At 60.3% G+C, this 20,183-nt stretch carries 16 protein-coding genes and 4 pseudogenes; 14 read left to right on the top strand and 6 right to left on the bottom strand.

Annotation, left to right across the window (positions count from 1 at the left end; genetic code table 11):
* Window positions 1–110 precede the first annotated feature (110 nt).
* A complete protein-coding gene (locus tag BDI24065_RS23235) occupies window positions 111–1,370 on the bottom strand; it encodes an MFS transporter (RefSeq protein WP_175033197.1) in 1,260 nt (419 codons plus the stop codon).
* A gap of 652 nt (window positions 1,371–2,022) precedes the next feature.
* Between BDI24065_RS23235 and BDI24065_RS23230 the strand changes: the two genes are divergently transcribed.
* The 4 genes and pseudogenes from BDI24065_RS23230 to pstS all read left to right on the top strand — a co-directional run bounded on the left by BDI24065_RS23230 (window position 2,023) and on the right by pstS (window position 6,095).
* Window positions 2,023–3,501, top strand: a complete 1,479-nt coding sequence (locus BDI24065_RS23230; protein ID WP_175033196.1) for a sensor domain-containing diguanylate cyclase — start codon at window positions 2,023–2,025, stop codon at window positions 3,499–3,501.
* Window positions 3,502–3,801: 300 nt separating this feature from the next.
* Window positions 3,802–3,960: pseudogene (locus tag BDI24065_RS23225) on the top strand (phosphate ABC transporter substrate-binding protein PstS); the annotation flags it as partial.
* A 68-nt stretch (window positions 3,961–4,028) separates the two neighbouring features.
* Window positions 4,029–5,208, top strand: a pseudogene (locus BDI24065_RS23220) (IS3 family transposase).
* The gene (gene pstS, locus BDI24065_RS23215; protein ID WP_175033213.1) at window positions 5,091–6,095 is read left to right on the top strand and encodes a phosphate ABC transporter substrate-binding protein PstS; all 1,005 of its coding nucleotides are present in this window, start codon (window positions 5,091–5,093) and stop codon (window positions 6,093–6,095) included. The pseudogene BDI24065_RS23220 and the gene pstS overlap by 118 nt, the downstream one beginning before the upstream one ends.
* Window positions 6,096–6,671: 576 nt before the next feature.
* Here the strand turns inward: pstS and BDI24065_RS41525 are convergent.
* From BDI24065_RS41525 to BDI24065_RS23195, 4 genes are all read right to left on the bottom strand, one after another.
* Window positions 6,672–6,824, bottom strand: coding sequence for a DUF2061 domain-containing protein (locus tag BDI24065_RS41525; protein ID WP_368040791.1), 153 nt, complete (start codon window positions 6,822–6,824; stop codon window positions 6,672–6,674).
* 441 nt (window positions 6,825–7,265) lie between these two features.
* Window positions 7,266–7,661: a DUF302 domain-containing protein gene (locus tag BDI24065_RS23205; RefSeq protein WP_175033194.1), complete on the bottom strand. Its 396-nt coding sequence runs from the start codon at window positions 7,659–7,661 to the stop codon at window positions 7,266–7,268.
* 428 nt (window positions 7,662–8,089) lie between these two features.
* Window positions 8,090–8,812, bottom strand: a complete 723-nt coding sequence (locus BDI24065_RS23200) for a carboxypeptidase-like regulatory domain-containing protein (protein ID WP_217481830.1) — start codon at window positions 8,810–8,812, stop codon at window positions 8,090–8,092.
* Between the two features lie 379 nt (window positions 8,813–9,191).
* Window positions 9,192–9,386, bottom strand: a complete 195-nt coding sequence (locus BDI24065_RS23195; protein ID WP_175033192.1) for a hypothetical protein — start codon at window positions 9,384–9,386, stop codon at window positions 9,192–9,194.
* 298 nt (window positions 9,387–9,684) lie between these two features.
* On the opposite strand from BDI24065_RS23195, the gene BDI24065_RS23190 reads away from it, so the two are divergent.
* The 10 genes and pseudogenes from BDI24065_RS23190 (at window position 9,685) to BDI24065_RS23145 (ending at window position 19,577) form a co-directional block, all read left to right on the top strand.
* Window positions 9,685–12,057 carry an HAD-IC family P-type ATPase gene (locus BDI24065_RS23190; protein ID WP_175033191.1) on the top strand — a complete coding sequence of 791 codons (2,373 nt, stop codon included), beginning with the start codon at window positions 9,685–9,687 and terminating at the stop codon, window positions 12,055–12,057.
* Window positions 12,058–12,129: 72 nt separating this feature from the next.
* Window positions 12,130–12,999, top strand: coding sequence for an ADP-polyphosphate phosphotransferase (locus tag BDI24065_RS23185; protein WP_175033212.1), 870 nt, complete (start codon window positions 12,130–12,132; stop codon window positions 12,997–12,999).
* Window positions 13,000–13,081: 82 nt separating this feature from the next.
* A complete protein-coding gene (locus BDI24065_RS23180) occupies window positions 13,082–13,666 on the top strand; it encodes a Spy/CpxP family protein refolding chaperone (RefSeq protein ID WP_175033190.1) in 585 nt (194 codons plus the stop codon).
* Window positions 13,667–13,786: 120 nt separating this feature from the next.
* Entirely contained in the window at window positions 13,787–14,878 is a 1,092-nt protein-coding gene (locus BDI24065_RS23175; RefSeq protein WP_175033189.1) for an IS630 family transposase, read from the top strand.
* Window positions 14,879–15,132: 254 nt separating this feature from the next.
* Window positions 15,133–15,417, top strand: a complete 285-nt coding sequence (locus BDI24065_RS23170) for a hypothetical protein (protein WP_438820030.1) — start codon at window positions 15,133–15,135, stop codon at window positions 15,415–15,417.
* Window positions 15,418–15,480: 63 nt separating this feature from the next.
* On the top strand, window positions 15,481–15,867 hold the full coding sequence (gene tnpA, locus BDI24065_RS23165; RefSeq protein WP_175033188.1) for an IS66-like element accessory protein TnpA: 387 nt from the start codon (window positions 15,481–15,483) through the stop codon (window positions 15,865–15,867).
* On the top strand, window positions 15,864–16,199 hold the full coding sequence (tnpB, locus tag BDI24065_RS23160) for an IS66 family insertion sequence element accessory protein TnpB (RefSeq protein WP_175033187.1): 336 nt from the start codon (window positions 15,864–15,866) through the stop codon (window positions 16,197–16,199). The genes tnpA and tnpB overlap by 4 nt, the downstream gene beginning before the upstream one ends.
* Window positions 16,200–16,265: 66 nt before the next feature.
* A complete protein-coding gene (gene tnpC / locus BDI24065_RS23155; RefSeq protein WP_175033186.1) occupies window positions 16,266–17,798 on the top strand; it encodes an IS66 family transposase in 1,533 nt (510 codons plus the stop codon).
* 33 nt (window positions 17,799–17,831) lie between these two features.
* Window positions 17,832–18,905, top strand: a pseudogene (locus tag BDI24065_RS23150) (cytochrome C); the annotation flags it as partial.
* Between the two features lie 117 nt (window positions 18,906–19,022).
* Window positions 19,023–19,577 carry a c-type cytochrome gene (locus BDI24065_RS23145; protein WP_254609837.1) on the top strand — a complete coding sequence of 185 codons (555 nt, stop codon included), beginning with the start codon at window positions 19,023–19,025 and terminating at the stop codon, window positions 19,575–19,577.
* 67 nt (window positions 19,578–19,644) lie between these two features.
* On the opposite strand, the pseudogene BDI24065_RS23140 reads toward BDI24065_RS23145, so the two are convergent.
* A pseudogene (locus BDI24065_RS23140) lies at window positions 19,645–19,896 on the bottom strand (IS3 family transposase); the annotation flags it as partial.
* Window positions 19,897–20,183 lie beyond the last annotated feature (287 nt).

Here is a 20,183-nt window from a genome sequence, read left to right as displayed (position 1 = left end):
ATTGGCGGGCAGTCGCGCTTGGCGTCGCTCCAGTTCGGCCGGTGTCGTACAACACATTGCTTGCTTCCCGGCTCTTGGTGTCTCCTTCATTGTCTGGCGTAGGCGCCGTGTCATGGCTGCGTCGAGCGTTTGGCGCGCGGGGCGGCGGTCTGGGTCGCGATATGAACGCGCGTTGCCGCGCGCCGGGCATGGTGGTGGGCCGCCAGCGTGATGACCAGTGCCGCGAGCTCGCACAGTCCGCCGATCGCGCCGATGTCCATCACAGATCTGTACGCGACAATGAACGATCCAAGCGCCGCGCCGATCGCGAAGCCGAGATACGTGAACGATGAATTGAGCGACAGTGAGACTGGCGCGACGTCAAGGCCGGCGATGCCGATCAGATTGGTCTGTTGGGCCGGGTTGAAAGCCCAGCCAGCCGCGCCCCACGCGGCGATCGCGATTAGGATCGCGACGCGCGCATGCGCGGGTTCCAGGTGCAGCGCGCTGACGGTCAGGCTCTCGTACGACAGCATCATCACGACCAGGCAGACGAGCAGTACCTTCCCGCTGCCGAGGCGATCGATCGCACGGCCGCTGATGAACACGCCAATGCCGGCGAACACGCCGTACAGCAGCAGCACGGCGTCGACTTGCGCGCCGCTGAAGCCGGGGCGGCCCGTCAGGAACGCCGCGAGATACGGGTAGATAGTCCAAATGCCCGCCGCCCACAGGGTCGTGATGAGCAGGGTGACCAGCACGGCGGGCTGCCGCCCGACTGCCACACGCTGCGCGAGCGACGGCACCGACAGGTTCGCACCGATCCCCCGCGGCAAGCCGCCCACCACCCCGAGCGTCACGATCGCGGACAACACGCCGATGCCGGCGAACGTCGCACGCCAGCCGAAATGATCGCCGATCCACGCGCCGAACGGCACGCCGAGCGCGAGGGCAATCGTGATCCCGCCATGGACGGTCGCGAGCGCGCGCCCCCTGCGGTCCGGCGCGACGAGCGAGCCGGCGAGCGCATTCGCGCTCGGCATATACAGGCCGGCCGACACGGCCAGCAACACGCGCGCGGCCAGCAGCGATAGATAGCCGGGGGATGCGCAAGCCGCGAAATTGGCGGCGGTGAAGCAAAGCAGCGCAACGATCAGGAAGCGCCGCCGGTTGACGCCCGCACCGACCGTCGTCAGGATCGGCGAGCTGATCGCATACGAAAGCGAAAAGACGGTGACGAGCTGCCCCGCCGCCGCGAGGCTGATGGACAGATCCTTCGCGATGATCGGCAGCAGCCCTGCGAGCATGAATCCTTCGGTGCCAATCGCGAAGGCGCCCAGCGCCAGGAAATACAGCGATGCGTTCTGTTTGAGTTCGGCGGCTGACGCCATGAAGTCGTCTCCCTGATGATGAATCCGGAAAGTGGACGCACTCGCACGCGCAGGGCGCGCTACTTCAGCGCGCAGTCGACGGGTTGAACCCGTCGGGGGCAAGCGCATCGCGCGAATGGACGTAGACGCGCGGGCGCATGCGACACACAACGCCGGCATCGTTGCTACGCCTCGCTGAGCGTACATGCGCGCGCCTCCGTCGGTACGCTGCAACGGTGACCGTAGCGCGATTGCGGCGCAGTGGTGCAGGGGGGAACACCCAATCCTGCCTTCTTCGTCAGTTCACCGATCTCTGCTCGCATTGCTTTCGCAGTCGTCGGGGTCAACCATAAAAGCTAACGTAACGTCAGGTGCAAGCGAAATCGACGCGCTCGCGCGCCGGGGCGGTGTAGCTGCCCCGAAACTCCAGGGCCATATGTGCTTACGGAACCTCGATTGTTGGCGAACTTACGGTGGGCGTCGATCGGCTGGTCTTGGCCTACGTACTGCCCCCAAATAAGTTGTATGCTGCGCGAGTCGAACGGGTGCTTTATCGAGTTTCCATCACAGCCGTAGCGCCCTGTTGTCCGCGCTTGTCAATGCATTACTCTTTTTTTAGTATGCGGAGACTACGCTCGCCACCGGAGCGCACGTTGACGCAGTGAGGAGAGCTATGCCACCACGGACGGCAGCCCCCTCCACCATCGTGGTGGTCGGTATTCTGATCGCCTGCGCATTGATGGGCCTGTGCGTGATGCAGTTGATGCAGAGCCGCGACGATGCACTGGACCGCGCCAGTGAGACCTCGCGTAACCTTGGCCTGATGGCTGAGCGCGACATCGAGCGCAGCTTCGAGCTTTACGACCTGTCGTTGCAAGCTCTGATTCATGGTCTGCAACGTCCGGACGTGATGGCGTCAGCGCCGGCCTTGCGGCGCGCCGTATTGTTTGATCATGCGATGACGGCGCAATTCCTCGGTTCGATGCTGGTGCTTGATGCCGATGGCAAGATCATCCTGGATTCGGCGCGTGACGTGCCGCGCCAAGGCAATTTCGCCAATCGCAAGTATTTCACCGTCCACCGCGACAATCCAAATGCGGGACTTTTTGTCAGCGACCCGTTCGCGTCGCCCCTGCGCGGGGGAGCGCTCAGCATTGCCCTCACGCGGCGGGTCTCGAATCCGGACGGCTCGTTTGCCGGAATCGCGCTCATTGAGGTCAACCTCGAGTACTTCCACAGGTTGTTCGCCGGTCTGTCGCTGGGACAGCATGGATCGATTTCGCTAATCGGCACAGACGCCATCATGGTGATGCGCCAGCCGTACAACGTGCGCACCATCGGCCGTGACATCAGCAAAGCTGCGACCTTTCGGCAGTTCCAGACCGCATCGGAGGGGGCATTCTCGGAGACGGCGTTTATTGACGGTGTTCGCCGTCTTTACTACTTCAAGCATCTTCCGAACCTGCCGATGATTATCATGGTTGCGGAAGCAGAGCAGGACATCTACGCGAAGTGGCGGCGCCGTGCCGTTACGATCGGCGCGCTGGTGGCGGCCTTCGGCGCCGCTTTCATAGGGCTGTCCATCATGCTCGGCGCCCAACTACGTCGTCGGATGCGTGCTGAGTCTGAGCTCGTGTTACTGGCACGCACCGACGGTCTCACCGGCCTGAGCAATCGCCGCAGCTTCGGAGAAGTGCTGGACCGCGAATGGCGTCGCGCAAGGAGGACGCGTTCCGCCTTTTCGCTCCTGTTCGTCGACGTCGACCGCTTCAAGGCCTACAACGATACCTACGGACACCAGGCCGGGGACGAAGCTTTGGCTGCCATTGCACGTTGCATCGGCGAGAGTATCCGCCAACCCGTCGATACCGCGGCTCGACACGGCGGGGAGGAATTCGTCGTGCTGGTTCCCGATACACCGCCGATGGGGGCCATCCAGATTGCCGAGCGGATTCGTGCGGCAATCGATGGGCTGGGACTCGAGCACGCCGGCAGCGAACATGGGCGCGTGACCGCCAGTATTGGTTTCGCGAGTTGGACGCCAGATCAGGACGATGGGGCCGGCGCGGTTATCAAGGCGGCCGACGAGGCGCCTTACGCGGCTAAGGCGACCGGTCGAAACAAAGTCGTTGGCTTTCAGCCCTCTGCTTGACTGGGCGAGGGTGTGATCGCGGGACGGGCCGACGACATTGCGAATTCACTCGGTCAGCGTACGAATCATGCGGCCCCACAGAGAACCCTACATTGCCGTCGAAGCACGGGCGCCACGGCGCCACGGACATGTCTTCGAAGGATCAAACCCATCTTTGTGAATCTGCGGGAAGCTGGCATTTTCAGGTGTGGGTTATGAGTCACGCGTCTCAAAACTGTCACATTTCATCGATATTGTCCGGCGCTACCACACCCGGAAGGAATGGAAATGAAATTGAAAGCGATCCCGATCCCGATTCTGATGCTGGCGCTGGTCGGCTCGTCGGCCGTCCATGCGACCGACATCACCGGCGCAGGCAGCACCTTTGCGGCACCGATCTATACAAAATGGGCAGACGCTTACCACAAGTCTGGTGGGGGCAAAATTAACTACCAGGGTATCGGTTCGTCGGGCGGCATGAGCTTCCCCTGAAATTTCGCCTTCCAAGAGGTCGTGTATAAACTCGACGGAAAGGAAGGAAATCAGGCATGTTCAAGGTACCGAAACAGGCATACACGGCGGAGTTCAAGCTGGCTGCCGTCCAGCGGGTCAAGGATGGTCAGGGAGTGGCCGTGGTGGCCCGAGAGCTGGGCATTTCTGAGCAGACGCTTCGCAACTGGGCGAAGGCCGAGGCGTCGGGCAAGCTCAGCGGCGGCGGAGCGAAGCCGGTCACGCCGGAGCAGATGGAACTGTCTCGTCTGCGAGCGGAAAACAAGCGCCTGCAGATGGAGCTTGAGATCGCAAAAAAAGCGGCAGCATACTTCGCGAAGGACCTGCTGTGAGGTATGCCTGGATCGACCGGCAGGTCGGGCAATATCCGCTGTCGTCGCTGTGCTGCGTGCTGTCGGTCAGCTTGAGCGGCTATCGCGCGTGGAAGCGCGGCGGTACACCGGGGCGAACGCGACTGACGGACACGCAATTGCTGACGCTGATCCGGACGGTGCATGTCGAGGCCAAGGGAGCATACGGCTCGCCACGCATGACCAAGGAAATCCGTGATCGAGGCTACCCAGCCAGCAAGGAGCGCGTGGAACGACTGATGCGGGAAAACGGCATCCGGGCCCGACACAAACGCCGTTACCGGGTGACGACCGATTCGAAGCACAAGCTGCCGGTTGCGCCGAATCTGTTGAACCGCGAGTTCAGGCCCGCCGAACCCAATCAGGTGTTCAGCTCGGACATCACATATATCTGGACCGACGAGGGCTGGCTGTACCTGGCCGTGGTGCTCGACCTGTTCAACCGGGAGGTGGTTGGCTGGTCTATCAAGCCGCGCATGACGGCGGATCTTGTGACGGACGCGCTGACGATGGCTTGGTTTCGCCGCCGTCCTGCTCCGGGCGCACTGTGCCATTCGGATCAGGGCAGCCAGTACGCGAGTCACGAGTTCCAGCGCAAACTGGCCGCCTACGGCATGCGCTGCTCGATGAGCCGCAAGGGAAATTGTTGGGACACGCTCCGACGGAAAGCTTCTTCAACAGCTTGAAGAACGAACGGGTTCACGCCGCGCGCTACCGAACGCATCAGGACGCGAAGGCCGATCTGTTCGAATACATCGAAGTGTTTTACAACCGCAGTCGTCGTCATTCATCGCTCGGCTTTGTTTCTCCGGAGCGGTTCCTTCGGGACTGGATCAAAGCTCAGCAGACCAAGGACGCCGCCGCATAACTCGGGACCGTTGGAAGGCGAAAAACCGAGGGAAGCTCAGCATTAAGCAGATTCAGGCGAAGACTGTTGATTTCGCAGGCTCGGACGCTCCACTGAAGGACGACGAGTTGGCGAAGGATGGCCTGTTCCAGTTCCCCACGGTGGTTGGTGGGGTCGTGCCGGCGATCAATGTGCCGGGCATCAAGGCCGGAGAGATCACGCTGTCGGGACCGGTACTCGGCGACATCTATCTCGGCAAGATCAAGAAGTGGAATGATCCGGCCATCGTTGCACTGAACCCCAAGCTCAAGATGCCTGACCTCGACATCGCCGTAGTCCGCCGTGCAGACGGTTCGGGTACGAGCTTCATTTGGACCAACTACCTGTCGAAGGTCAACCCGGAGTGGAAGAGCAAGGTCGGCGAAGGCACGACCGTGGCGTGGCCAACTGGTTCGGGTGGCAAGGGCAATGATGGCGTTGCCGCGTTTGTGCAACGTTTGCCGGGCGCGATCGGGTACGTCGAGTGGGCGTACGCGAAGCAAAATCGCATGACCTATACGGCGATGAAGAATGAATCGGGGGCCGTTGTGGAGCCGACGACCGAAACGTTCAAGGCCGCCGCAGCTGGTGCAGATTGGAAAAAGTCCTTCTATCAGATTCTTACGAACGAGCCGGGCAAGGATGCGTGGCCGGTGGTTGGCGCGACATTCGTGCTGTTGCACACCACGCAGGACAAGCCGGAGCAAGGGAAGGAAACGCTCAAATTCTTCGACTGGTCATTCAAGAACGGCACCTCGGCAGCGGACAGCCTCGACTATATCTCGCTGCCGCAATCCGTGATCAGTGAGATCGAGGCTCAGTGGATGGCAAAGATCAAGGACGCGGGCGGCAAGCCTGTTTCCCAGTAATCGCTGGCATTGCAGCGCCTCGGGGCCGGGCGGTCGGCACGGGGCGTCCTCCCCATTCCCCGACGACTGACGAAGGTCTCGAAACGGGGCGGCCGACGGGATCTCGCATCCGTTTTTCAGCAGCACTCTGCCGGTGAGAGCTTACGGGAGGCAAATTCGGTTGCGGACGCGATCGAGATCCTGCTGCATCCCCGAGACGCCTCTCATCGGCTGCCTCGATAACGACTCTGCGGTAGGCATCCGCGGTGTCCGGCTATGGGAGGGCACCGGCGGTTTTTTCGAAAGTGACCGGAGTCATCGCGGCGGACAACTCGGTACTCGCGAAAAAGCTGCGTCGAGCGAATCCACATTGAACTCGCCACACTCATCCCACTCCTGTGCTGGCGCGCGGCGGCGAGCTGACCACTTGACGGGATAACCTCCGCCATGCCTCGATCGCGACGCCTTCGATCTACCTGCACAGCGACGAAGTCACGCGTACCCAGCGGACCCGGAACGCCGTCGTGGACAGATGATCATTATTCGCGCGTACCTTGTTCATCCCCCACAACGGTCCCTTGTCTTGTAACGGTACCTTTACGATTCGGTAATGCCCCATCTGATGCGTGCCCATATGCGCTCGTGAACGAGATAGCCGATCGAAGTGTAAATGTTGCTTACAACCATGAAACCGATCGCTACATGAACGGTGCCGGTGAGCAGATAGAGCGTCCCGAAATCAAGGAACATGATCACAATTCGGTACGTAATAGCCTTGACCACCGATCGACGCCTGCTGACGATTCTTCCCATGTCGATTTCCTTGCACACGTTCTTTCTGTCATCCGACTTATTGATTGTGCGACCTCGAAAGACCGTGGCTCGCTTGGCCCGAACGTCGCGCAAGAAGTCACGAATGAAACTCTTTACCTGCTTTCGGCGTCGCGCTGGAATTTCACAAGCTAGCCCCGGCGGGGATCGCATCGCAGGAAATGGTCAGTTTCATTGCCGTGGGTTTCAGCATAGTGAGCCCGGCATACCTTCGCCATGGACCCGCCCGCGCAAGCGCTTCCTGCGTCACGTTTCATCACGATTGAACGTGCGGTGCGGTATCACCGAAGCTGGGTCCGGAAAGATGAAGTCGGGCGCTCGATGCGTCACGTCAATAGCGCCACCAAACTTGCGTGTCCGTCAGACTGCGTTCAGCGCACACTTGAGACGTTTGCTGACCTCCTCCGCGAGCGCGGCCAGATTCCGTTTCTCGACCAGTTCGAACATCACGGTCGGCTCGATGACATCGATGTGTACCACGCCTGCTGCATCTTGCCGAGCAACGACATTGCAGGGCAGCAAGAGGCCGATTTCCGGCTCCGCTTGTAGCGCGCGATGGGCTAGCAATGGGTTGCAGGCCCCGAGTATGCGATAGGGGGGCATTGTCTCGCCAAGCTTCTTCTTGAGCGCCCCGGCGACATCTATGTCGCTAAGGATACCGAATCCTTCTTCGGAGAGTGCGTGTTTGACCCGCTCGATTGCTTCATCGAACGAACATGTAACCGTTCTACCAAATCCGTACGAAACGCTGCTCATGGTTCTTCTCCAGTGATGAGCGAAACCAGGCATCCAGCTGGGCTACTCAAGTGCTTGATCCGGGGGGGGCATCAAGACGCGACCGCGCAGTCGCGGACTACCACTAAACCGTCCCACGCGCGGCTACATGACTCATGGTTACGATCACGATCGACTCCGCTGGATTTTGCACGAGCACAGCATCCGTCGATGCATTGTCGGACGCGAGCAACCTCACCGGTGCGGTCGTGGGAACGGGCGCCGGGTCACCGAGCGCCCGGATGTGTCGCTGTAGCACCTCCGGTGTTTCCGTATCCGATTCGAGCGACGTACCGAGATTCATGAGGTGGCCCTAAAAATCGGCTGCTTCATGACTCCTTGGACCACCTTGCCGCCGAGTCGGCAGTCTTGATGAAACTGCTCCCGAGCCCGTCATGCACCACTCGATGTCAGTGCGCCACGCCGGAAAGCGCCGTCGGCCATGTCAGCATGATGCTGATGCCACCACGCCCTGGCACGGTGATGGTTCGCTTGCGTTCTACCCCTTCGGACGTCGCTGTCACTCGATAGGATCCTGGCGGCATTTTTGCGTATAAGTATGGCCCGTCAGATGTCGCGGAGAACACGAGCGTCCCGTCCATCTTGCGGAATATCAGGAGCACGCCCGACAGAGATTCGCCGGAAACAGACGCGAACTGAGTCCGCATGCTGTAACGCGAGGCGATGCCGCGCAGCGTAGCCACCTCGTCCAAACCAACACCACCCGTGATATACGCGATGCCGTGGTCGTATCGCTCTGACAGATTGTCGGCGGTTGCAGCGCCGTTGCTGTCGGGCGCGCAGCCCATTTCCCGATAGCCCATGCCCATACCACCGCCCATCATCGGGACGCGGTTTCGCATAGGTGATGGGAGCGCGACGCCTTGCTCATTCGCTCGATCAAGCATCATATCGTGCATTCGTTGCGCGATGGCTCGACGGGCTTCGGGCGTCTTGGCGCTGTGCATCTGCTCGCAAAATGTGGCCCGCTCGCCCGGACTGAACAACTGATAGGGCTGCATTCCACGCGCGCCCGCCGCCCGCTGTGCACTTGCGTTGAAGGTCGTCACGGACGCTACACACGCTGTTGCGATCAGCAGGGCCGTCGAGAACCTGGATAGAGGAGGGAGCATGTTGGATCTCCAGATGCGAGCGAGGTGTATGCGAACGATAGTCGGACAGCAGAACGCTCAGTCGCTTGATATAAGTCAATCGGATGCGCGCGGCGTCATGCGAGGTGCTTGCAACACAGCTGCTCTTGCGAGCCAGCAACGTGTTGCCAAAGCTTGGCGACTTCATGATCGGTGTTTTCCACGGGCATCCATGTTTGATGCCATACCTTGCCTTCGTTTCGCGGCGAGTGTTCGTCGAGCCGCGTTAAGGCCATTGACGGGCGTCAATCAGGGCGATCGCGAAACCTGACAGCGTGACAGCACGTCAGCTATCTATTGACTGTGCCACCCATGAGTCAGACGATACAGTACGTGATCTTGAGCGAGGCTGGCCCGGGAATCAGACGTCGCTTACGTTGCAGGAGCCCAAGATGACCAACTTCGCCCAATGGGTGCGCTCGGATGGCGTGGCGCCGATATCGATCGGAAGTCCAGGGATATAACTCATCGGGTCGGCGATAGCGCAAGCGCGAAGGATCTCCGGCAGGGGGTATTCCTGAGCTTGGCTGTATGGTTGTGCGACCTTGAATTCCATGCAGCTTTCCGGTTGGAGCAATCAACACCGCATTCAGCCCTACGAACTGCCCCCATTCCGTCATGCCGCTCAAGGGAGATCAAACTTACACTAGGTACGCAACTGCCGACGATAGCGGCGTGGCCCTCAACCCGGTGGTATTCATCAGGACCGTTGTCGGGAATGCCCGCTACTTTAGCGTTTTTCCCGCAGCCAACTTTCGGACTGAGGCGGTGAGTTGATTCCGTTGCTGGTAGAAGTGTCGGCGGATAAGCACCGGATGTCGTAGCGCCGACTCAGGAGATCTCTGGAGAACCCCATGGCCCCAGGCGCGGTGAACGAGACCGCTTCGGCAACCAATGCTGCAAGTGCGCAAAAAGCACCACAGGCGGGCGGATTGAGCAGCGTCGAGGCGCGCCGTAGGCTCGCAGAGTTCGGTCCGAACTCGATGCCGGATACCTCGGCCCACCCGGTGCGCATGGCGCTCGGAAAGTTCTGGGCGCCGGTGCCGTGGATGCTTGAAGCCGCTATCGTGCTGGAGTGTGCCCTTGGAAAATTCGTCGAGGCAGGAATCATTGCGGGGCTCATCGTGTTCAACGCCGCGCTCGGGCTCTTTCAAGAGAGCCGCGCACAGGCGACGCTGAATGCGCTGAAATCGCGACTTGCGCTTAACGCGTCGGTACGGCGCGACGGCGCATGGTCGATCGTTCCAGCCGCGGACCTGGTGCCGGGCGATGTAGTCAAGCTGTCTCTGGGCGACGTGGTAGCTGCCGATATGAAGCTCGTCTCGGGCAACGCACTGCTCGACCATTCGATGCTTACCGGCGAATCAGTGCCGATCGAAGCCACGGCCGGCGCGCAGACATTTGCAGGCGCGCAGGTACGACGAGGTGAAGCGGTGGCTACCGTAACCGCGACCGGGGCACATACCCGCTTTGGCCGCACGGCGGAGTTGGTCCGTACTGCGCATGTGGTGAGCTCGCAGCAGAAGGCGGTATTACTTGTCGTGCGTAATCTGGCGATATTCAGCGGCGTTGTCATTGCGATGCTGCTTGCCTGCGCGCTGTATCTTCGCATGCCGCTGGCCGATATCGTGCCGCTCGTGCTGACGGCCGTGCTTGCGTCGATTCCGGTGGCATTGCCAGCTACCTTCACGCTATCGGCCGCGCTCGGCGCGCGCGCCCTGGCAGGGCGCGGTGTACTGTCCACACGCCTGACCGCCGTGGACGAGGCAGGCACTATGGACATACTGTGCGCCGACAAGACGGGCACATTGACGCGCAACGCGTTGACAGTCACGACTGTGCAGCCGATGCCCGGCTTCGATAACCAACATGTGCTGACGCTCGCGGCACTGGCGAGCGCTGAAGGGGGGCAAGACCCGGTCGACACCGCGATTCGCGCGGCCGCCGCGAGCCATGTCGCATCCGATGCACCGACGCTGGTCAAATTCACCGCCTTCGATCCGGCGAAGAAAATGTCGGAAGCAAGCGTAACTGATTCCACTGGCGGTGCGCAGCGGATTGTGAAGGGCGCCTTCGCGGTCATAACGGGGCTTGCGGAGCCGTCGCCGACAGCGGCGGCGTTGGCCAGTGAACTCGAGGGGAAGGGCTTTCGGGTGCTTGCCGTGGCGGCAGGCACACCAGCGGCACTAAAGCTGGTCGGGATGGTTGCGCTGAGTGACCCGCCGCGCGACGATTCGGCCGCGCTCATCACGGAGTTACACGGTCTTGGGGTGCGCGCCGTAATGGTAACAGGGGACGCGCCGGCGACCGCGGGGGTTGTCGCCCATGCGGTCGGTCTCGACGGCGCAATCTGTCCGCCGGGCCCCATTCCAGACGCCGTGAAGCCGGAAGCATTCGCGGTGTTCGCCGGCGTGCTGCCCGAGGACAAATACAAGCTCGTCAAGTCGTTCCAGCAGAGCGGCCATGTTGTCGGCATGTGCGGTGACGGCGCCAACGACGCGCCCGCGCTGCGCCAGGCGCAAATGGGCATCGCGGTGTCGACGGCAACCGACGTCGCCAAATCCGCCGCCGGGATGGTGCTGACCGAACCCGGGCTCGGCGGCATCGTGGCAGCGGTGAAGGAGGGCCGCGTGACGTTTCAGCGCATGCTGACCTACACGCTGAATTCGATTACCAAGAAGATCGTGACTGCGCTTTTATTGGTGTTCGGTCTGGTCATGACGGGGCACGCGATCCTGACCCCGTTGCTGATGGTGATCCTGATGATCGCAGGGGATTTTCTTGCCATGTCGTTGACGACGGACAATGTGGATCCCTCGCCGTCGCCTAATACGTGGCGAATCGGCAATCTGACAATTGCGGGCGTGGTCATAGGTCTCGCCCTGCTGGCTTTCTGTACCGGTGCGCTGGCAATTGGCAGGTTCGCGCTGGATCTGAGCGCTGGTGCACTCCAGACCCTGACCTTCCTGGTTCTCGTCTTCGGCAGTCAGGCGACGCTCTACGCGATTCGTCACCGCCGGCGTATGTGGGGTTCCCGTCCCAGCCTCTGGCTGGTTGCGTCGTCGGGTGCCGATATCGTGATTGCGGTAATCCTTGCCGTTGGGGGAATTGCGATGACGCCGTTGCCCGTCGCAATAGTAGCGGGGGTGTTTGCTGCAGCAGTGTTTTTTTCGCTCGTGCTGACCGTTCTGAAGATTCCTGTCTTCGCTCACCTGAGGATCACATAGTGCGGAGCATTGTTTTTGTTGATGTCGGGATTGGCGGTGACTGATGCGGTTATGACCGTAAGCGGGATCAAGATGAAAACTAGGTCTGAAGATTTTCGTGTGCAAGAGGGCAATGAAGTCATTCTCGGAAAATGGCCAACGAAGGTGGATCCTCTGTACACTTCGAAAAAGCACTACCAGGAACTACTCGCCGCGCATGTTGCACGATTGAGTTCGCTGCAGCAATTGCTCTATGCATCGAACCGGCATGCTCTTTTGCTGATCTTTCAGGCAATGGACGCGGCCGGCAAAGACGGTGCGATCAAATATGTGATGTCGGGCGTGAATCCGCAGGGATGCCAGGTTTTTAGTTTCAAGCATCCCACGCCCACTGAACTGGAACACGATTTTCTCTGGCGCACCACCCGCGATTTGCCAGCACGTGGGCAAATTGGCATCTTCAACCGGTCGTACTACGAGGAGATTCTGATCGTCCGCGTCCATCCGGAGATTCTGCTAGGCGAAGGGTTGCCGGATGCGTCGCTCGACAAGCAAGCGATCTGGCAGGACCGGTATCGGTCGATCGTGGATCTTGAACGCCACCTCGAAAAAAATGGAACGCGTATCATCAAGTTCTTCCTTCACCTCTCCAAGGAAGAGCAACGCCACCGCTTTCTGGACCGCATCGACGATCCGGACAAGAACTGGAAATTCAGTGCAGCGGATATCGAGGAGCGAAAATTCTGGAAACAGTACAGAAAGGCGTACGAGCAATGCCTCGCCGCAACGAGTACCCGTTTTGCCCCATGGTACGTCGTACCCGCCGACGACAAAAAGAACACGCGTTTGATCGTTTCTCTCATCATCCTAGACGCACTCGAGTCTCTTAAGATGACTTACCCCAAATCGACAGCAAGCCGGCGACGAGAACTGCAGGCAATTCGCAGGCAGCTCGAAGGTTGATGTTCACGGGCTTCGAGGATCGACACAAAAAGTGGTATAGAAACCAGTCAACCGATTGGGGCACATCGCGGAGAAGTCGATCATGAACCAGACTTGGCGTCGAGGAAAACTTGCGGGGTACGCATGTTCTGTAATCGTCATGTCTACCACGCCGGCGATTGTGAGTGGACAGTCGGCAAGCGCACCGGTGACGGACAATGCTCAATGGGGCTACGGTATGGGGCCGGGCATGATGCACGGCGGTGGCGGCAAGTTCGGACCGGGCATGGTTGGCGGCTACGGCGGTGGCATGGCGCCCGGTATGATGGGTGGCTATGGCTGGGGTATGGGACCTGGCATGATGGGGAATGATGGCTGGTGGACCGGTCTCGACTTGTCGTCGGATCAGCAAGCCAAGATAAACAAGCTTCTTGACCAGACGCGTCGATCACACTGGGCACTCATGGGCCAAATGATGGATCAACAGTCGAGGCTTCGCGATCTGTATTCCGCACCGAAACGCGACACCGCAGCGATCGACGAGACCCAGAAGGCCATCGCCAAACTCCGGCAGCAGATGTACGACGCATCGGCGGACGCGCATAAGCGCATCGAAGCGCTTCTGACGAAGGAGCAGCAGGCCCGGTTTCGTGACTACTGGCGCAAGGGGGCGGAGGCTGGTTGGTGACGCTCGACCATTCCCGGCTCCACATCCCGGCGCGTGCGCCGACAGCTAGTGTCCTGTTCTGTTGTTAACTGGTCTATGTTCACGTAGCATGTTGACGTCAACGGAACGGGAGACGTCAACATGGCGATGGGACGACCGAAGGCGGAACTGGTGCTGAGCGAAGACGAGCGTTCGCAACTGATATCGATAGCGCGTTCTCGCTCGATTTCGGCTGCGCTGGTCTCGCGGGCGCGCATCGTGCTGGCGGCGGCTGACGGCGAGCCCAACAGCGCGATCGCGCAGCGCCTGCAACTCACGCGTGCCACGGTGGGCAAATGGCGTCTGCGGTTTCTGGAGCAGCGAATCAACGGACTCTACGACGAAGTACGTCCCGGCAAGCCGCGTACCATTGACGACGAGCGGTTGGCCCAACTGATTCACAAGACCCTGCATACGAAGCCGGCAGATGGATCCACTCACTGGAGTGTGCGCACGATTGCCGCCGAAACCGCCATCTCGCCGACGAGCGTGCACCGTTATTTCAAGCTGCTGGGTCTGCAGCCGCACCGAAGCGAAAGCTTCAAGCTCTCGACCGATCAGTTCTTCATCGAGAAACTGCGCGATGTGGTTGGCCTGTACCTGAGTCCACCGGAGAACGCTTTGGTGCTGTGCGTGGACGAGAAGAGTCAATGTCAGGCGCTCGAGCGCACGCAACCCATGCTGCCGATGGGTTTCGGCTACGTCGAGGGCGTCACTCACGACTACGTCCGTCATGGCACCACGACGTTGTTTGCCGCCCTGAATGTGCTCAATGGCGCCGTGCTTGCTACCTGCAAGCCACGCCATCGACATCAGGAATTCCTGTCGTTCCTGCGCGAAATCGACAAGGCCGTGCCAGCCGAACTCGACGTGCACTGCATCGTCGACAACTACGGCAGTCACAAGCATCCGAAGGTCAAGGCGTGGCTGGCGGCACGCCCCCGCTGGCACATGCATTTCATTCCCACCTACAGTTCGTGGCTCAACCAGGTCGAACGCTTCTTTGCGCTGATCACCGACAAGGCGATCCGTCGAGGCTCGTTCGGCTCGGTCAAACAACTGATCAAGCGAATCGATCAATTCGTCTCCCACTACAACGAAAACTGCAAACCGTTCGTCTGGACCGCGTCAGCCGATTCCATCCTCGAAAAGCTGCATCGACTTTGCTCGCGAATCAGCGGAACGGGACACTAGGGAAGGTTTGTAAAACCTTCGCATGACAGCGGCATGTGAGCCGCATCATGAACATGGGGTTTCAACCGCAGACATATGCCGGGTTCGACGCGAGCCTGCGGCAGACCTACACATCTCATGAACTTTGGAGTTGACGAATCGGAATTCCGTCGTACTCTGTTAAATACTGTTAAGAAACGCCGACAGCGACAGGCCGTATCGGTGCCAGCGAAAGCGGGCGCAAGACCATCGAGAAGAACGACGAAGGGGACGACATGGTCAACCGGACAAGAAAGTATTCCCTTGCCTTGTTTGTACTGGCTGCGGCTGTACTGTCATTTTCTTCCAAGGCCATGGCAATACCCGCATTCGCGCGGCAAACCGGGCTTGCCTGTGTCGCGTGTCATGTCAGCTTCCCTGAGTTGACGCCATTTGGCCGCTTCTTCAAGTTGACCGCCTACACTCTTTCCAACAAATGGACTATTCCGCTCGCAGGGATGGTTCAGATATCCCAGACCAACACTCGCAGCATCAACAACACCAACGTAAGCGTCCGGTGAACCCATCTTGAGTTGCCTTGAAGGGCTTGGGAGTATCGTGTCCACTTAAAAATAGGCGGACACGTGAATACTATCGAAGAACAAGCACCGGCTGGACGGCGTCGTCGCCGCCGTTATAGCCGCGAATTCAAGGCTCAGGTGGTGGCAGCGTGCCAGGGGCCGGGCGTGTCGATCGCAGCGATCGCGTTGCATCATCAGCTCAACGCGAATTTGCTCCGACGCTGGGTGGAGCAAACCGAAGGCGAGACGCTGGAGCAAGACTCGAGTGATGCAGTGGTCGTGCGGCCTGCGGCGCCGCCGGCGTTTGTCTCGGTGCCGCTCGAAACGAGGACTGCGCGTCCGACGGAGATCCGCATTGAAGTGCGTCGCGCAGACCAGTCGATCACGGTCAGTTGGCCGACCACGGAAGCAGCGCAATGCGCCGCATGGCTGCGCGAGTGGCTGCGGTGATCCGCATCGACGAAGTATGGCTGGCTGTCGATCCGCTGGACATGCGAGCCGGTTTCGATACCGCGCTGGCCCGGGTGGTCAAGGTGTTCGGCGCAGCCCATCCGCACCACGCGTACCTGTTCGCCAATCGCCGCGCCAACCGCATGAAGGTGTTGGTTCACGACGGCATCGGCGTCTGGCTCGCTGCACGTCGATTGAATCAAGGGCAGTTTGCGTGGCCGAGCCGCGGTGAGCCCAAACAGTACGCACTCACGCACGAACAACTGGCGGGCCTGGTCATCGGCCTGCCGTGGCAACGCATTGGCGAAGGTGGCGTGATCCGTGTCGTATGACGTGAGTACCGACAATCGGTGAGCGTGCCCATGTCCTGCCGATGAGCGATCCGGCACAATTGCCGGATGGTCGATCACGCACAACTCCAGGACATGAGCGCAGAGCAGTTGCGGGCGCTTGCCATGGAGTTGATGTCGGAAATACGCACCAAGGACAGCGAGCTGCGTTTCAAGGAGGCGCGCATCGGCCAGCTCACGCATGAGATGGCGGTGCTCAAACGGTGGAAGTTTGCTGCGCGCAGCGAGAAGCTCGCAGGCGAGCAGCAAAGCCTGCTGGACGAGGCGATCGAGGCGGACCTGATCGCCATCGAGCACGAACTCGAGCAACTCGCCGGTCAACCCAAGAAGGACGCCGAGCCGAACAAGCCGCGCCGTGCCCCACTGCCGGCGAACCTGCCGCGGGTGGAAATGCGTCATGAACCGGCGTCCACCACATGTGCGTGCGGGTGCAATCTCAAGCGCATTGGCGAAGACGTCAGCGAGAAGCTCGACTACACGCCCGGCGTCTTTACCGTCGAGCGTCACATCCGCGGCAAGTGGGTGTGCCGGCAATGCGAGACGCTGATCCAGGCGCCGGTCCCGGCACAGGTGATCGACAAGGGCATCCCGACCGCCGGACTGCTCGCGCAAGTCCTCGTGAGCAAATACGGCGATCATGTTCCGTTGTACCGACAGGAACGCATCTTTGAACGCGCCGGCTTGGCGATTCCTCGCTCGACGCTCGCCCAATGGGTTGGCGCGTGCGGTGTGCAATTGCAACCGCTGGTGGATGCGCTCAAGCAGCAGGTTCTGCAACACGCTGTGCTGCATGCCGATGAGACACCGGTGGCGATGCTCAGCCCCGGCAAAGGCAAGACGCAGCGCGCGTATCTCTGGACGTATTGCCCGGGTGCCTTCGAGGCTCTGAAGGCGGTGGTCTACGACTTCGCCGACAGTCGAGCCGGCGAGCACGCGAAGGCATTCCTCGGTGATTGGCGGGGCGGCCTCGTATGTGATGACTTCACCGGCTACAAGGCGCTGTTTGCGCAGGGCGTCACTGAACTTGGCTGCATGGCGCACGCAAGGCGCAAGTTCTACGATTTGCATGTCGCGAACAAAAGCGAGATCGCTCCGGACGCCTTGCACTATATCGGCCAACTCTACGAGATCGAGCGCGAAGTGCAGCCACTGGCCGCGCCATCGCGCCTCGACGTGCGGCGCCAGCGCGCTCGACCGATTACCGATGCACTGCATGCGTGGATGACCGAACAACGGAGTCGCGTGAGCGAAGGTTCGGCGATCGCCAAGGCACTCGATTACAGCCTACGGCGATGGGCCGCGTTGACGCGTTACCTCGACGATCCTGACGTTCCGATCGATAACAACTGGTGTGAAAACCAGATCCGTCCGATCGCCGTCGGCCGCAACAACTGGCTGTTCGCCGGCTCGTTGCGAGCTGGCCGCCGCGCTGCCGCCGTCATGAGCTTGGTTCAGTCAGCCAAAATGAACGGCCACGATCCCTACGTCTATCTCAAGGACGTCCTCGAGCGGCTGCCGGTACAGCCGGCCGCGCGTCTCAACGAACTCTTGCCTCAGCACTGGAAGCCAGCGCCGGCGTAACCACGGAACGGGTTCGCCGGACGCTTACCCACCAACTACGACTTCGCCCGGAATCAAGACGTCGTGCTACAGCAGGCGAGCCTTTTCTACGGTGGGCGCATTGCCGGTCCGGTCGGTGCGTTTGCGCAGTGGACGTACGACGGAATCGCACACCACAGCGGGATCGACAATACGGATATCCGTGCTGCTGGGCATTTCACACGGGACGATGTCGATTTCATCTACGGCGTCACGGTCAACAACAATCCGACCGTTTCCGATGTCTGGAATACCACGCCGGCATTTGGTTTTCCGTATGCGTCAAGCAGCATTTCTCTTACGCCGACCGCAAGTACGCTGATCGATGGCGGTCTTGCTCAACAGGTTGCCGGTGTGTCCGGCTACGCTTTCTGGAACCGGACCATATATGCAGAGTTCGGCTTCTATCGCACGGCTGATCAGATGTTTTCGGTGTTTCGGACCGGTCAGGACTCCGCGACGCCCGGCGGCGTCAAGCGCCTCAAAGGCGCCAATCCGTACTGGAGGCTTGCTTACAACCGCGAGTTCGGGCCGCATTCTCTCGAGGTGGGCACCTTCGGCATGATCGCCGATGTCTACCCGGACAACACCATCGCGGCGACCCCAACCGACCGTTTCACCGATTTCGGTCTGGACGCCCAGTACCAGTACATTACGATATCAAATGCGTTCACGACCCAGATCGCGTTCATTCACGAAAAGCAAGACTGGAGCGCAAGTTTCCCAAGCGGAGGGATCGGTGCCGGACCGACACCCACCAATCCGACGGACCACCTGAATACCCTCAAGCTCAAGGCGTCGTATTACTACCAGCGCAAGTACGGTGCGACGCTGGGGTACTTCTCGACGACAGGAAATGCGGATGCGGGGCTGTACGGCGCCGTTCCAGTGACAGGCAGTGCAAATGGCTTGCCCGATACGCGGGCCATCATTCTCGAACTCGACTACCTGCCGATGCCGCAAGTGAAGCTGTCCGTTCAGTACACGTGGTTCCTCAAGTTCAATGGTGCACGCTTCAACTATGACGGAAGCGGACGGAACGCCAGCGATAACAACACGCTGTATCTGCTCGCCTGGCTTGTCTTCTGACCCGCGAGGTAACTCATGCGCGCTATTTTCTGCCGGTCCGGAGCCGTCCCTACGAACTTGCTTCACTTGCCAAAGTTGCTGGCGCCGGTCATTGGGGCCCTCACGATCCTTGTCGGGATGCCATCAACCACGCACGCCGAAGATGGCGCGCGACTCGCTGCCCAGCTTTGCGCTGCTTGCCACGGCGTGCACGGACACAGTGAATCGCCGATATTTCCCCGTCTGAGTGCCCAGACGCCGGAGTATCTGACTGCGCAGCTCAAAGGATTCCGTGAACATGCGCGCGGCGAGACGGATGCCCGTTCGTACATGTGGGCAATCGCGTCGCAACTCGACGACGCGACGATCGCATCGCTGGCCGACTATTACTCGCGCCAGGAGCCGGTGCGCGGTGCACCGGGCGACCCGGAAACGATGTCGAAGGGACAGGAAATCTTCGAACGTGGCGTGCCCGATCGCGGAACCCCCGCGTGCTCGTCATGCCACGGCGCACAGGGCCAGGGAATCGGCCAGTTTCCGCGCCTTGCCGGCCAGCACAAGGAGTATCTGCTTCGCCAGATTGATGTCTTCAAGAACGGAACACGCGCAAATGCGCCGGTCATGACGGCTGTCGCGCACACGCTGGACGCCGATCAAGCGAAAGCCGTCGCAGAGTGGCTAGAGTCACGGTAGCCGTCGCTACGCCTCGTTGCCGGGTGGCCACTCATGACATCTGGACCGGCCAGAGTTTCATAGACACTCACGAGCCGTTTAGCGCGTAGCGCCGCTCAAACTCGACAGGTGACAAGTCGCCGGCGGAACCATGCCGGCGAATCGGGTTGTAGAACATCTCAATGTAATCGAATACGTCCGTGGCAGCGGTAGCCCTGTTCGGGTAGATGCGCCGCTTGATTCGCTCCTTCTTCAACGCGCTGAAGAAGCTTTCGGCAACGGCGTTATCGTGGCAATTACCGCGACGACTCATGCTCGGCACCATATGGTGAGCCCTTAGAGGCCAGTTCAAAAAGACCCGCGAGGGGCAGTTAACTTCACCGGCGACCTGTTAACCTCAAGCATCTGAGCAACGGGATCATGAGGAAGGGGTATGAACAAGGTAAGCGTTTATGCGCTGCAGAGCGTAAGCGCTTACCTTGTTCGCTCCCCTTGTGGTCTCGCGAAAATGCAGTCGCACGAATCCGGGGGATGAGTCGATTCGAGCGACTTCACCGGACTGTTGTCGGCAACAGTCCGGGACGAATGCCAATGCGGATGCAATGCAATCACTGCATCGACGCAGGC

The sequence above is a fragment of the Burkholderia lata genome, assembly GCF_902499025.1.
GTDB lineage: Bacteria > Pseudomonadota > Gammaproteobacteria > Burkholderiales > Burkholderiaceae > Burkholderia > Burkholderia lata_C.
This window is presented reverse-complemented; position numbering and strand designations above follow the sequence as displayed.

What these genes read in the sequence shown, in the direction of transcription:
- BDI24065_RS23235 (WP_175033197.1), bottom strand. Translation starts at nt 1,370, where the DNA reads ATGGCGTCAGCCGCCGAACTCAAACAGAACGCATCGCTGTATTTCCTG.
- BDI24065_RS23230 (WP_175033196.1), top strand. Translation starts at nt 2,023, where the DNA reads ATGCCACCACGGACGGCAGCCCCCTCCACCATCGTGGTGGTCGGTATT.
- BDI24065_RS41525 (WP_368040791.1), bottom strand. Translation starts at nt 6,824, where the DNA reads ATGTTCCTTGATTTCGGGACGCTCTATCTGCTCACCGGCACCGTTCAT.
- BDI24065_RS23205 (WP_175033194.1), bottom strand. Translation starts at nt 7,661, where the DNA reads ATGAGCAGCGTTTCGTACGGATTTGGTAGAACGGTTACATGTTCGTTC.
- BDI24065_RS23200 (WP_217481830.1), bottom strand. Translation starts at nt 8,812, where the DNA reads ATGCTCCCTCCTCTATCCAGGTTCTCGACGGCCCTGCTGATCGCAACA.
- BDI24065_RS23195 (WP_175033192.1), bottom strand. Translation starts at nt 9,386, where the DNA reads ATGGAATTCAAGGTCGCACAACCATACAGCCAAGCTCAGGAATACCCC.
- BDI24065_RS23190 (WP_175033191.1), top strand. Translation starts at nt 9,685, where the DNA reads ATGGCCCCAGGCGCGGTGAACGAGACCGCTTCGGCAACCAATGCTGCA.
- BDI24065_RS23185 (WP_175033212.1), top strand. Translation starts at nt 12,130, where the DNA reads ATGAAAACTAGGTCTGAAGATTTTCGTGTGCAAGAGGGCAATGAAGTC.
- BDI24065_RS23180 (WP_175033190.1), top strand. Translation starts at nt 13,082, where the DNA reads ATGAACCAGACTTGGCGTCGAGGAAAACTTGCGGGGTACGCATGTTCT.
- BDI24065_RS23175 (WP_175033189.1), top strand. Translation starts at nt 13,787, where the DNA reads ATGGCGATGGGACGACCGAAGGCGGAACTGGTGCTGAGCGAAGACGAG.
- BDI24065_RS23170 (WP_438820030.1), top strand. Translation starts at nt 15,133, where the DNA reads ATGGTCAACCGGACAAGAAAGTATTCCCTTGCCTTGTTTGTACTGGCT.
- tnpC (WP_175033186.1), top strand. Translation starts at nt 16,266, where the DNA reads ATGGTCGATCACGCACAACTCCAGGACATGAGCGCAGAGCAGTTGCGG.
- BDI24065_RS23145 (WP_254609837.1), top strand. Translation starts at nt 19,023, where the DNA reads ATGCCATCAACCACGCACGCCGAAGATGGCGCGCGACTCGCTGCCCAG.